The organism is Salinimicrobium sediminilitoris (assembly GCF_020866905.1).
GTDB lineage: Bacteria > Bacteroidota > Bacteroidia > Flavobacteriales > Flavobacteriaceae > Salinimicrobium > Salinimicrobium sediminilitoris.
This window is the reverse complement of the sequence record NZ_JAIVCC010000009.1, coordinates 126,649-138,948: the sequence shown is the minus strand read 5'-3', so window position 1 is coordinate 138,948 and position 12,300 is coordinate 126,649. Positions and strand designations below refer to the sequence as shown.

At 40.6% G+C, this 12,300-nt stretch carries 13 protein-coding genes; 1 reads left to right on the top strand and 12 read right to left on the bottom strand.

Annotated features, from left to right (window positions below; translation table 11 throughout):
• Window positions 1–4 precede the first annotated feature (4 nt).
• From LA313_RS10545 to LA313_RS10500, 10 genes are all read right to left on the bottom strand, one after another.
• Window positions 5–1,144: a hypothetical protein gene (locus LA313_RS10545; protein WP_228914694.1), complete on the bottom strand. Its 1,140-nt coding sequence runs from the start codon at window positions 1,142–1,144 to the stop codon at window positions 5–7.
• A 115-nt stretch (window positions 1,145–1,259) separates the two neighbouring features.
• Window positions 1,260–1,799: a 2'-5' RNA ligase family protein gene (locus tag LA313_RS10540; RefSeq protein WP_228914692.1), complete on the bottom strand. Its 540-nt coding sequence runs from the start codon at window positions 1,797–1,799 to the stop codon at window positions 1,260–1,262.
• Between the two features lie 10 nt (window positions 1,800–1,809).
• Window positions 1,810–2,280: a hypothetical protein gene (locus LA313_RS10535; protein ID WP_228914691.1), complete on the bottom strand. Its 471-nt coding sequence runs from the start codon at window positions 2,278–2,280 to the stop codon at window positions 1,810–1,812.
• 152 nt (window positions 2,281–2,432) lie between these two features.
• Window positions 2,433–4,262, bottom strand: a complete 1,830-nt coding sequence (locus tag LA313_RS10530; RefSeq protein WP_228914690.1) for an ABC transporter ATP-binding protein — start codon at window positions 4,260–4,262, stop codon at window positions 2,433–2,435.
• A gap of 63 nt (window positions 4,263–4,325) precedes the next feature.
• Complete coding sequence (locus tag LA313_RS10525; protein WP_228914688.1) at window positions 4,326–5,147, bottom strand: alpha/beta hydrolase; 822 nt, start codon at window positions 5,145–5,147, stop codon at window positions 4,326–4,328.
• Between the two features lie 13 nt (window positions 5,148–5,160).
• Window positions 5,161–5,643, bottom strand: a complete 483-nt coding sequence (locus tag LA313_RS10520) for a hypothetical protein (protein ID WP_228914686.1) — start codon at window positions 5,641–5,643, stop codon at window positions 5,161–5,163.
• A 70-nt stretch (window positions 5,644–5,713) separates the two neighbouring features.
• Window positions 5,714–6,049 carry a hypothetical protein gene (locus tag LA313_RS10515; RefSeq protein ID WP_228914684.1) on the bottom strand — a complete coding sequence of 112 codons (336 nt, stop codon included), beginning with the start codon at window positions 6,047–6,049 and terminating at the stop codon, window positions 5,714–5,716.
• Window positions 6,050–6,173: 124 nt separating this feature from the next.
• Entirely contained in the window at window positions 6,174–8,060 is a 1,887-nt protein-coding gene (locus tag LA313_RS10510) for a S9 family peptidase (protein ID WP_228914681.1), read from the bottom strand.
• A gap of 105 nt (window positions 8,061–8,165) precedes the next feature.
• The gene (locus tag LA313_RS10505) at window positions 8,166–8,696 is read right to left on the bottom strand and encodes a GNAT family N-acetyltransferase (protein WP_228914680.1); all 531 of its coding nucleotides are present in this window, start codon (window positions 8,694–8,696) and stop codon (window positions 8,166–8,168) included.
• A 169-nt stretch (window positions 8,697–8,865) separates the two neighbouring features.
• The gene (locus tag LA313_RS10500) at window positions 8,866–9,264 is read right to left on the bottom strand and encodes a hypothetical protein (RefSeq protein WP_228914678.1); all 399 of its coding nucleotides are present in this window, start codon (window positions 9,262–9,264) and stop codon (window positions 8,866–8,868) included.
• Window positions 9,265–9,505: 241 nt separating this feature from the next.
• Between LA313_RS10500 and LA313_RS10495 the strand changes: the two genes are divergently transcribed.
• Entirely contained in the window at window positions 9,506–10,780 is a 1,275-nt protein-coding gene (locus LA313_RS10495; RefSeq protein ID WP_228914676.1) for a dipeptidase, read from the top strand.
• 94 nt (window positions 10,781–10,874) lie between these two features.
• Here the strand turns inward: LA313_RS10495 and LA313_RS10490 are convergent, their stop codons facing one another.
• A complete protein-coding gene (locus tag LA313_RS10490) occupies window positions 10,875–11,297 on the bottom strand; it encodes a hypothetical protein (RefSeq protein ID WP_228914674.1) in 423 nt (140 codons plus the stop codon).
• A gap of 290 nt (window positions 11,298–11,587) precedes the next feature.
• On the bottom strand, window positions 11,588–12,298 hold the full coding sequence (locus LA313_RS10485; RefSeq protein ID WP_228914672.1) for a TVP38/TMEM64 family protein: 711 nt from the start codon (window positions 12,296–12,298) through the stop codon (window positions 11,588–11,590).
• Window positions 12,299–12,300: the final 2 nt, after the last annotated feature.

Sequence of the window (12,300 nt, the reverse complement as noted above, 5' to 3'; positions counted from 1 at the left end):
GGGTTTAGAAATAGTACCCAAAATTAATATTGAACCTTGCCTCCCACTTGGCATTGGGATTTCCTGCGGCAAAATCGTCCACAAAATTGCCGCCCAACCAGGAATGGTTGTATCCTGCGGCATAGTCGATATATGTATAAAGGTTGCCCGCTGTCACCAAAACTCCTGTCACATTCATAAAAGAATCTTCAAAGGAATTTTCCTTTTTCTGCATGTATCCAAAATCATTGTAGAACTGCAAATTGGAAACCGGTCCCCAATTCACCGGCACATTGCGGGCGATAGCGAGGGTATACAGGTTAAAATCGGCTGCGACCTCATAAGGCGCGCCATAAGCAGCCATGGTAATGATCTCTTCTGAAGCGTCTTCTTCATTTTCTGGATTATGGGCAACGATCATGGCTTCGGTTTTAAGGTTCCACAGTTTGTAAACGGCTTCATAGTGCAGGGCAAGCCCGTAATGATCCCCGGTTTCTTTAGTGTTGATGTTGTAGAGCCCGCCATATTGGGCAGAAGTTCCAAGGCGTGACTGCAGGCTGTCGCCCCACTTATACATCAATTTCACATTTCCCTGGTGCACCTCTTTGTTGTTCCCGGCAACGTCATACGAATACCTGCTGGCAGAAACCGCGGAAGCATCACCGAACCTTAGTTCTTCGGCATTTTTAAAGTAAGCTATTTGGTACTCCCATTTTTCACCCAGGTTCATGTATTTTATTCCCATATCATGATCGTCCTCCAGCCCCATGTAATAACCCAGGTTAAAGAACCAGTTGTGGGAATTGTATTGCTGAATTCCAAAAGGTACTTGTGTAAGGCCGACTTGCAGTTCTTCAGTCTCATTGAATTTATATCCGAACCAGCCCTGTTTGAGCATCCCACCTCCAAAAGCTTCGGAATAATGACGGAATTCGGCATTGACATAGATTCCCTGGTAAGCAGCAACTGCATTGATCCTGAACATGTCATAACCAAAGTCCCCGCCCCTGTTCTTTTGTTCGGGTTTCCAGGAAGAAAGATTATAATTGAAGCGTAAGGCCCCGCCTATGTCTACTTCAGGGGAATCCTGTGCCTGTAAAGGAAGAACAGTAAACATGCTCCCCAGGAAAAGTAACAGCCAGAAATTTTGTAGAGGATTTTTCATGGATATACTTTGGATGATCCTCTAAATTAAGCCGAATCCTATGGAAAATAGGGTCCTCCGCTTATAAAATATTGTTAAGACCAGGTTCCTGGTGAGAAAAAAGGTTTATCCAGACTTATTTCTTTAACAAAAATGTCTCAAGAATATTCCAGGTTTTTCCATTGTGTTTGAAGATCGTTAAGGATTCAGCATTAAATTCAACTGAAAAAGATCTGTCTTTATACTCCTTCCATGCCTTATTAAAATTTTGCCTGGAAAGGTCCCTTGTTGCAATGGTCACATGTGGATGCAACTTTGCACCCTTGTTGGGGAGAAATTCCGTAAGGGAATTAAGGAGATTTTGATAAAACTCCTTCAGACGGCTGGGATTAATAGCATTGATAAATATTACGCGCTGTCCAAAATGGCCAAAATCCTTCAGTTCCACAGGAAAAGAGGGTGTTTCTTCAGTGACAATTCTAACAGCATCAACAAATAGGTGTTCTTGTTTATTTTCCAGCCATACAGGGGGCACAAGAGTGATATGGGCTGGTAATTTCAATGCATGTGAAGTCTCAAACTTCTCTTTCATCTCCAGTTTTAATTCAAGAACCTGCTCCCTTATTCCCGGTGGTGGAAGAATGGCTGCAAAATAAAGAGCTCTAGAAAATGACATTTTTGGAGAATTAAACCATACGGGTAAGAAGTGCCTTTCCTCTGGCTTTGCGTCTTCGGTCGCATATTGAACCCACCATCACTCCTAAAAGTAAACCGCTAAGGGGACTGTAATATTTCAATACCGAGTCGATAAAAACAAGAAGAACTAATAGTAGGACAAAACCGGCTGCAAGTCCAAATCGCATTCCGTTCATGGCGCAGTAACCTTCGGGCACCAGAGCAAATTTCTTGCGGAGGAACTTGAGCAAACCTTCCAGGCGTAATCGTAAATACTTTTCTACTTTTTCAGCTTGCAAATCAACTCCCGAAAAAATTGAATCTAGCTCCTGTTCAAGAAGTGCAAGTTGTTCCGGAGGTAGATCTTTATACTTCACCTCCTGCAAAATATTGCTGAAACGCTGCTTAATTTTTACTGACTTTCCTGAGCCGGGCACTCCCGTAGAACGGTCTAACCTTTGAATGGCTTCCTCTAACTTCATCTTTTAGGAATCTACTTACAGGTTTGACGTAAATTCAAAGAAAAGTTACTCCAAAATGCATTTTTTAAGAAGAAAATTGGAAAAAAGTTTCAGAAGTTCTTTTCCCGGGTTTTCAGAAGGATCTATCCTAACTTTCAGGATTTTCCACAATTTTATTTATAAGCTGCGGCTTGTAGATTGAAAAGTTCCGAGTATAACTGTTTATTTTCCATGAGCTCCTCATGCGTTCCAATCTCCAGGACTGCTCCATCCTTTAAAACCATGACCCTGTCGGCTATTCTTACGGTACTGAATCTGTGAGAAATGATCACCGCAGTTTTGCCTTCAGTAAGTTTAATAAACCTGTCAAAGGCCTCAGTCTCGGCACGCGCATCAAGGGCCGAGGTTGGTTCATCAAGAATAAGAACTTCGGCATCTTTCATATAAGCCCTCGCAATGGCTATTTTTTGCCACTGTCCTCCCGAAAGATCCTTCCCCTGCTTAAACCGCTTCCCTAACTGTTGATCGTATCCAAAAGGAAGTTCACTCACCACCTGGTCTGCAAGACTTTTTGAGGCCGCCCCTTCAATTCTCTCCTGGTCCTGGATCTCTGTGATCTCTCCCATGGCTATGTTCTCCCTTAAGGTTAGCTCAAACTTCACAAAATCCTGAAAGATCACTCCAAAATATTTTTGATACGCTGTTCTATCATATTGTTTAATAGGAATTCCATCCAGCCGTATCTCTCCTTCTGTTGGCTCGTAAAACTGCAGCAGGAGTTTGATCAAAGTAGTTTTCCCCGCACCATTCTCTCCTACAAAAGCCAGTTTCTCCCCTGCCTTCAGCTTGAAATGAATATTTCTTACTACCCATCTTTCAGACTTTGGATATTTGAATCCGACATTAATAAACTCAAATCCGTCTTTGATCTCCTTCGGAAGGGGTTGACCGCCAGCAGTCGGTTTGTGGTAACTCAGATCCAGAAAATCGAAGTAATCCTGAAGGTAAAGCGCGGTTTCGGTAATCATAGTAAAGCGGGTAAAGAATCCCTGCAGCTTTTGCCGAAGCCGGTTAAAAGACCCTGCAAGGAAGGTAAGATCTCCCAGGGAAAAAATTCCTGCCACCGTTCTAAAAATAATAAGAACATAGGCCGCGTAATAAGCTGAAGTTCCTATGACGTTAAAAAATGAGCCCCAGCCGGCTCTTTGTTTTGCCAGCTGCTTGCTCTGCGCATAATAACGTTGGGATAATCCTTTGAACCTGTTGGCAATATATTCCGAAAGACCAAAAAGTTTCACCTCCTTGGCAGTTACATCACTGGCGCCGGCGTATCGAAGGTAATCAAGTTCCCGCCGCTCCTGTGTCCAGCTTCGGGCAAGGGAGTAACTGGTACCGCTGAATTTCACTTCATTGATCATTGTGGGAATGATCGAAACCACCAGCAGGATGATTAACCAGGGTTCAAAAGCCACAACTCCTACCAACAATGAAACAATAACAATAATATCTTCGGCCTGGGTAAGGATATTTGACATGAGACCTACTCTACCCGTAGTTTGCTGCCTGGCCCTTTCCAGCTTATCGTAGAATTCTGAATCTTCCAGTTCATCGAGATTAACTTCTGAAGTTTTCTTGATGATCCGCACAGAGGTATCGATCGAATATTGATCTCCAAGCAACGCATCGATCAGGCTAATTCCGCGGTTGAGGAGATCTGATAGTACCGCCAGCAAAAATTCGGCAGCGACCAAAACCCAAAGTCGGTCAAGATCCTTTACATCGGCACCAATTTGCAGCACAACTTCGTCGATGATCAATTTTCCTACCCACAGCATAAGAACCGGGAGAACAGCATTTATGAGCCGACATAAAATATTGAGATAAAATAGTTTTGGATTGACTTTTCTAATCTCCCTGAAGAACCTCGGCACAAATTTGAGGGAAACAAAACTCTCCCGAAATTTGTATTTATTAGGTTCCAGAGATCGTTGGGGTCGTGGCAAATTGTTGAGATTTTGATTAGACTGCTACTCGGGCACCTCCAAAAATACCATTTTTGAACCACATTATTGATCGCGCCCGGGGTTCAGGAAAAGCCATTCAAATGCTTCAGGAAATTCCCGGCTCCAAAATACTTCATTATGCTTCCCATCTTGCACAATCTTTATTTGAAGCTTTTCTGCGGAAAGATCTTTCTTCAGCAAGATCTGTTTTATTTCTAACAGATCGGATATCATTTCCTCACTCTCGGCAGTACCCGCAACAAAATAAAAGCGGGAATTTTTAGGGATTTCTGAAGCTTCAGCAAAACCGAAAATCTCTTCACTAAACCAGAAGGAAGGCGATGAAACCCCTACTTTGCCAAATACTTCTGGATATTCAAACGCGGCATAAAAAGAGATTAGGCCGCCCAGAGAAGAACCCAAGATAGCAGTGTTTTCTGCTTCAGGAAGGCTGCGGAAGTTACTGTCAATATGGGGCTTTAAGATGTTAACAAGAAAATCTACATAGGCAGCACCTTCCCCTCCGCCATATTTTTCATTTGGAAAGGGAGTGAGTTCTGCAATTCTCTTTTCATCCCCATGGTCAATCCCAACCACAATCACTTTTTGCCCTTTTTGAGCATCCATAAATTCATCTACTTTCCATTCTCCCGAAAATGCAGTGGTGGTATCGAAGAGATTCTGTGCATCATGCATGTACAACACCGGGTAATTTTCCAGTGACGTCTCATAGCCTGCCGGAAGATAAATCCTTATGGTCCTTATGGTATCGAGCTGAGGCGCTTCTATCTTAAAAGTTGAAACATTGGAAGAGGCACTATTTTGAGCCAACCCCGGAATGGCATTCAGAAAAAACAGGAAAAAAATGACATTTTTGATAGGCATGGTTATAGGTTTCTTAGGATCCATTGATAAAATACCAGCCATGACTTCCTGCAACTGCACCCAGGACGGTAACAAGGCTCAAAATGAGTAAGACCCAATGCGCTCTATGAAGAATTTTAAACGCTTTTCCCGGATCTTTAGTAGCGTATTTCCTGAATAATTTATGTAAAATGAAAGGTTCGAGAATAAAGAGAACAATTGTGAAAATAAGCCAGACCAGGATCATGGCATGGATCCACCAGAACCTAAGGTAGAGCAACCTGTCCCAGCCGTACAGATGCAGCATATAAAAACCGGTAATTGCGGTGATCAATGTAGTGATCTTAGCCTGCATGGAAAATCGCCCTTCTATCTTTTCAAAGGTCTCCATTTGCTCCTCTTTTGACTTCATTTTTTTCACTGCCGGAATGATCACAGTTGTGACCATAGCTACTCCACCTATCCACAGTACTACCGCCAAAACATGAAGAACACGAGCGAAAGCGAGATAATCCATTTATGGTATTATATAGTTGCCTGTTGCCAAACGAAATTTAAAATTGTCTGCTCTTTTTCTCCTTAAGGAACTAAACATCTTTGACCTTTTTACCTTCCGCCAGGTAAAAGTGATCCAGGCTAAAAATAAAGGTCCCCCAAATAATGACAAGAACAATAGCAACAGTCCAACTGGTAGGGCTTCCAAGATAATAGCCCATAAAAAAATCTGCCAGAATAGGAAGTGCAGCTACCGGCAGAACACCAATCACTAAAAGAAGTATTCTCCTTTTTGCATCAACAGTCAATTTTGCGCCACAGTTCTTACAGTCCCAGGCGGAAAAAACGTTCTGGAAAAAATGTTTTCGCAGGTGCAGCCAAAAAGAATACTTATAACCGCAATTTGGACAGGTCCTTACTTTCATCATGAATAATTTAATATCAAAGGTCGAAAAAATTATATTTTATCCTACTGGTAAAGGTTCAAGAATAAATTCTTTAAAAAATTTTTATTTAAAATTAGATCATTTCCGGTAGTCTATTAAAAATAAACTATTTAAGTGTTTCTTCCAGCCATTTGAAGAATTCCTTCTGCCAAACAATTGCATTTTGGGGACTTAAGATCCAGTGGTTTTCCATGGGAAAATAAAGCAGCTTACTTTTGATGCCCCGCAATTGTGCCGCCTGAAATGCCTCAAGCCCCTGTCCTACCGGCACCCGAAAATCAATTCCTCCCTGTACGATCATAATTGGAGTATTCCATTTATCCACAAAATTGATGGGATTAAAATCGGTGTAAGCTCTTGGTGTAGGTGTCTCCCAATAAGGCCCACCCAGATCTTTATTCACAAAAAAGAGTTCTTCGGTGGTACCGTACATACTACGGATATTGAAGATACCATCATGTGCAATGAATGATTTAAATCTATTATTGTGCATACCTGCAAGGTAAAATACGGAGTAGCCTCCATAGCTGGCCCCAACAGCACCAATCCGTTCTTTATCTACAAAAGGCTCCTCACTAACCGCATCGATAGCCGACAAATAATCCTGAATATTCTGTCCACCCCAATCGCCGCTTATCTGTTCATTCCATTCTACGCCATACCCAGGCATTCCTCTCCTGTTGGGCGCTACAACTATATAACCATTTGCAGCCATTAATTGAAAATTCCATCTAAAGGAATAAAATTGAGAAAGAGGAGATTGTGGTCCTCCCTGCAAGTAAAGAAGAGTAGGATATTTTTTATTGGGATCAAAGTTGGGAGGATAGATCACCCAGGTGAGCATTTCTTTCCCATCAGTAGTCGGGATCATTCTTTTTTCTACCATGCTTAACTCAATATTGTTGTAAAAATCATCATTGATGTGAGTTAACTGGGTAAGATTCCCATTTTTTAGATTAACCGTGTATAGTTCGGCAGCATGGTTCATATCGGTTCTGGAAACTACCATGGTGTTCCCCGCCTGCCCTACCAGACCTGTAATATCAAATTGTCCTTCTGTAAGTTGTTTGATTGAAGAAGCACCTTTTTTAGAAGTATCCAGCACAAAAAGCTGCTTTGTGCCCATTACCGGAGCTAAAAAATATATTGTTTTGCCATCATTACCCCATGTAAAACTGCTAACCGTACCATCCCAATTTTTGGTTAGATTAATTTGCTTTTCATCCCGTAAAATGATGATATCATTCTTATCTGCCTCATAGCCTGGTTCATCCATTTGCAGCCATGCCAGTACACCATCTTTAGAAAAAGCCGGCTGGGTGTCGTAACCCTGGTTTTCTTCAGTAAGATTTGAAGTAGTTCCTGTTGCAAGATCATAGGCATAAATATCTGTATTTGTACTCACAGCATATTCCTTTCCTTTTACCTTTTTTGAGACATAATACACCTTTGTGCCATCATTGTTCCAGATATAATCTTCGGGGCCACCAAAAGGCTGAAGCGGTGTATCATGCGGCTCACCTTCCATGATGTCGATCTCTTCGCCGGTAGAAAGATCTTTTAGGAACAGGTGACTGTAATGTCCATCTTCCCATTTGTCCCAGTGCCTGTAATTAAGATCATCATAAATATAAACTTCAGATTTCTCCAGCTCTGGATAAAAATCTTCACCCTTCACCGGTTCCACCTCCACTTCCTTCGGAAGGATTTGCCACTTTCCGGAAGGAGAAACTTTTCCATCTGAATAAATGCTGTCAATGTTCCTGACCAACTCTGGTTCTCCTCCTTTTACCGGAATCACAAATGTCTTTGAACTACCGGAATTGTCGTCAATACTATATGAGCGTGTCCTGAAAATCACCTTTTCAGCATCATTGGTTAGTCCAACGGCAGAAACGCGCTCCAAAGCCCACAGTTTCTCCGGGGTCATCACTTGTGCAGTAGCCGAAAAATAACATGAGAATAAAAATGAAAGAAAAAATATCTTTTTCATGGGGAAATGGTTAAAGCTTTTAATAAATATCTTCATCCAAAAATGGCGTTTCTGGATGTCCTTGTAAAAATAAAGAAAACCAAATGATCAAAAAGGAAAAAAATATTATTGATCTCCCGGTACGGATAAACGGAATAAAAAGCTCTTTTCCTGATCATCCTGATAATTGATTTCTCCACTAAATTTCATTCCTAATTTTTTAAGGAGCTTCTGGGAAGCCAGGTTTTCTCTTGAAGTAATTCCCGCAACTGTCCTCACCTCAAGCTCTTCAAGCGCGAATTTCATGATCCTACTCGCGGCTTCAAAACCGTAACCTTTGTTTTCATATTGAGGTAAAAAGGCAAATCCTATATCCAGTCCTTCAACTCCTTCCCTGTCATAAAGTCCGCAGGTGCCAATTTTGGCGCCATCTTCTTTGCGAATCACGCAGTTGTTGGAGAACCCAAGACGCTCCAGTTGAGGTAGCATTTTATCAATTATATACTGTTCTGCTTCTTCAACAGAAGTAATATTTCGATCTCCAATAAATTGCAGCCATTTTGGAGTATTGAGAAGTTCATAAATAAACGCAGCATCTTCTGTGGTCGTTGGACGCAGAATAAGCCGTTCGGTCTCAAAAATCCTGGAAAGGTCCATTTGTAATTTTAAAATAATTCAGTAGGAAAGAATTACACAGTTGCTGCATTAAACGGTTAACGCACCTTGAAGCTGCAAATTTTCAGTCTTGAAGATTAACCTTCAGAAATACCCTTATTCAGAAAAAAGAGCCGGAAAAAGAGTTTCTACAGGAGACAGCTGCCTACAATTACCTTAGCGTAGCGGAGACCTTTGGCTTAAAATCCTCCAGGAAAAGGTTTAGCTTATGTAAGGATTCTTTCTCAATGAAATTCTTTTCAATACGCAGGGATTGATTGTGAGTTTCAATCTTATAGCTATCCATAAATTTTTTCACACGACGAATATCTGAAAGTGCAATACTCTTAGGTATTATGGTATGTCTAATGAGTTTGTCTTCTTTAATGGTAAGATATTGATTTCGTTGCCGATAATAAGATGTTCCTGCCTGAAGAATCCCTAAAAAGATCCAGAGATAACTAAAAACTGAACTACTATTAATATAAACAGCAAAAATCCCCAAACCTATCATGGTTAGGCCGTATCCGTAATTGTTTCTTATTACGCTATTGCAATATCTAATTTTCATGATCTGCCTGTTTAAATGTTACTCCTGACTAAGCAATTCCTGTTAAATTTTTAACAAGGTATAAAGAAGAAAATAAATAACCGAATCTTTATTAAAAAAACCTGCTCTTATTTCTCCTTACCCCTGACAAACCGGGAGATATGAACAAAAAAATAATCTCTTCTATTTTTTAAGCCAGTTTTAAAAATTCAAATAAGAAAATAAATTGCTATTTTGAGCATCTTAAACCAAATCACACTTTATGTTTTCTAAAAAATACCTGCTTATATTTTTTACAGCTTTTGCTGCAAATGCGCAAACTACCGATGAAGCTCTAATGAAAAAAGCACAGGAGATCCACAACGAAGTGATCACTATCGATACCCATAATGACATTAATGTTAAGAATTTTACCGCTCAGAAAAACTATACTAAGGACCTAGAGACCCAGGTAAACCTGCCAAAAATGGAAAAAGGAGGCATAGATGTCACCTGGCTTATTGTTTATACAGGACAGGAAGAATTGAATGCAGCAGGTTATAAAAATGCTCATGATATTGCTATGTCCAAATTTGAAGCTATTCACCGCCTGGTGAAGGAAATTGCACCAAATCAAATAGGTTTGGCTACTACAAGTGAAGAAGTACGGGATTTGGTTTCCCAGGGAAAAAAGGTAGCTATGATTGGAGTGGAAAATGGTTATCCTATTGGAACAGATATTAATAACGTTGAAAAGTTCTATGATCTTGGGGCCCGCTACATGTCTTTATCTCACAATGGCCATAGTCAACTTTGTGATTCGAACACCGGGGAAGCCGGGGATGAGTGGTTGCATGGAGGATTAAGTGAATTAGGAAAAGAAGTAGTAAAAGAAATGAACCGCCTTGGAATGATGATAGATATCTCCCACCCTTCCAAGGAAGCTATGCGACAAATGATCGAGCTATCACAAGCTCCTTTGATCGCCTCCCATTCATCGGCCAGAGGCTTATGTGATCACAGTCGTAACCTGGATGATGAGCAACTGCAATGGCTAAAGGAGAACGGGGGAGTAATTCAAACGGTGGCTTTTGATTCCTATCTCAATACCGAAAAGCACAATGCATACGATGCAGCTGTAAATAAAGTGTATACAGAAGTAGGAGAAAAAGTAGGCTTTAAGCTCCTACCCTGGGCCGAAGTAAGAAAGTTGGATGAGAAAAAACGCGAAGCTTATTACAATGACTTCCGAAGGGTGAGAAAACTGGCGCAGCCTAAGATTCAGAAGGTAAAAGAGAAAGTTCCGCCGGTAGATGTTACAGATTTTATAGATCATGTGGATTACCTGGTAGAAAAAATAGGCATTGACCATGTTGGGATAAGTTCAGATTTTGACGGCGGCGGCGGCATTGAAGGATGGAGCGATGCTTCCCAGTCTTTGAACGTTACCCTGGAATTACTAAAAAGAGGATACACCCGGGAAGAGATCGCAAAGCTTTGGGGTGAAAATCTCCTGAGAGTATTGGATGAAGTTCAGGCTGTGGCGCAGAGACTTTAAAAAGTACATATAATTCTATTAAAATAGACTGTTTGAAGATCTCTGCAAACTTGCCCATCATATCAGCAGGATCTTCAAACAGTTTTTCTTTTAATTAAAAACCAACATCGGGTTTAAAATTTGAGGATGTTACTCCGATAATTCCGGCGGTACCAATAACAGGTACACCATAATTTACCCATCTGGACATTTTTTTGTTCTTTAGGTAAACAGCCATAATTTCATCACGTTGAAACACTATTTCTACATTTTTACCTACCCGGTTTTTTTCCCGGCCATTCAACATTTTAGCGGTTTCAGAATTTTTTCCGGTAGTCCCTACCAGTTCTTCTCCCTCCTTTCGCAAATTTTTTAACTCAAAAGCCTTATTGTCTTTTGTAACTAATCTCACACGATTCTCTGATTCTACGGCCTCATTAACAGTACCCGGAGCTGAGTGATAGACATTGCAGCTTCCCAGGGTAATACCCAAAACCAGAAAAATGAGTCTTCCTAAATTGAAATGAAAATTTTTCATAGTTAATTGTTTTTGAGATTATTAATTCAGTAAACTAACAATTCACATAGAGGAAAAGAGGTGATAAGGATGGATCATAAAAAGATCAAGTGCGGGGAAGAAAGAATTATCGGTTAACCTCTGGTGTAAATTTATGACAATTAATAAGTTAAATCACAGTTTAATAAGAATAACCCCACGCTTTTCTTTGAACAAGATTCAAATAATTAACTAAAATAGCGGGTTTTAACTTTAATAAAGCCATGTAAAAAAATGGTTTTCAGATGCTTTAAACAGATAAAATGATACTCCTAAGCTCTATTCTTTCTCACCTTTTTATCCCACCACACAAAAGCTATGAATAATATCAAACTTATTATAGAAGTCCAGATAAGTCCTGTTTTAAGGCGTTCATAATCTCCTCCAAGATAGGCGACAAATATGATAAGGGGAGAAATACCAATCATGGTCGCACCAATAAATTTCCAATAGCCCATCTTTAAAACTCCTCCCACAAAACTAATAGCATCATTAGAGAGAAAAGGACTCAGCCGCACTACAATTACGGTCCAGAAGCCATAGTCATCGATAAAATCGGAGATCTTTTTTTCAGTTTTATGGCCTATAAGCTTTTCAACGATCACCGGTCCAAAATAGCGGCCTATAAAATATCCTATACTGGAAGCGAGGAAAACGGCAACAAAAAGAATCGCGGCTCCTATCCAAGGCCCATACGCAAGAATGGTCACCACCATAAGGAGAGGAGTAGGAATAACAATAAGGAACATTTGCAGGATCATGGTGATCACTATTACTATAGGTCCAAACCAACCGAATTGGGAAACCCATTCGCGGGTGCGCTGTTCATCACCACTGGTGAGAACGCTCCAGCCCGTACTAAGAAATTCCTGAACCTGGGGAATGAAAAAATAGCTCAACACCAGAGCAACTATGATAACCAGGGAAATGTATAATGGTGCTTTACTTTGTCTTACTGAAGGGGTTTCGATAGTATCAGCCATAA

Bases quoted from the DNA above. Each gene is read 5' to 3' on its own strand.
- LA313_RS10545 (WP_228914694.1), bottom strand. From the start codon at position 1,144: ATGAAAAATCCTCTACAAAATTTCTGGCTGTTACTTTTCCTGGGGAGC.
- LA313_RS10540 (WP_228914692.1), bottom strand. From the start codon at position 1,799: ATGTCATTTTCTAGAGCTCTTTATTTTGCAGCCATTCTTCCACCACCG.
- LA313_RS10535 (WP_228914691.1), bottom strand. From the start codon at position 2,280: ATGAAGTTAGAGGAAGCCATTCAAAGGTTAGACCGTTCTACGGGAGTG.
- LA313_RS10525 (WP_228914688.1), bottom strand. From the start codon at position 5,147: ATGCCTATCAAAAATGTCATTTTTTTCCTGTTTTTTCTGAATGCCATT.
- LA313_RS10520 (WP_228914686.1), bottom strand. From the start codon at position 5,643: ATGGATTATCTCGCTTTCGCTCGTGTTCTTCATGTTTTGGCGGTAGTA.
- LA313_RS10515 (WP_228914684.1), bottom strand. From the start codon at position 6,049: ATGATGAAAGTAAGGACCTGTCCAAATTGCGGTTATAAGTATTCTTTT.
- LA313_RS10510 (WP_228914681.1), bottom strand. From the start codon at position 8,060: ATGAAAAAGATATTTTTTCTTTCATTTTTATTCTCATGTTATTTTTCG.
- LA313_RS10505 (WP_228914680.1), bottom strand. From the start codon at position 8,696: ATGGACCTTTCCAGGATTTTTGAGACCGAACGGCTTATTCTGCGTCCA.
- LA313_RS10500 (WP_228914678.1), bottom strand. From the start codon at position 9,264: ATGAAAATTAGATATTGCAATAGCGTAATAAGAAACAATTACGGATAC.
- LA313_RS10495 (WP_228914676.1), top strand. From the start codon at position 9,506: ATGTTTTCTAAAAAATACCTGCTTATATTTTTTACAGCTTTTGCTGCA.
- LA313_RS10490 (WP_228914674.1), bottom strand. From the start codon at position 11,297: ATGAAAAATTTTCATTTCAATTTAGGAAGACTCATTTTTCTGGTTTTG.
- LA313_RS10485 (WP_228914672.1), bottom strand. From the start codon at position 12,298: ATGGCTGATACTATCGAAACCCCTTCAGTAAGACAAAGTAAAGCACCA.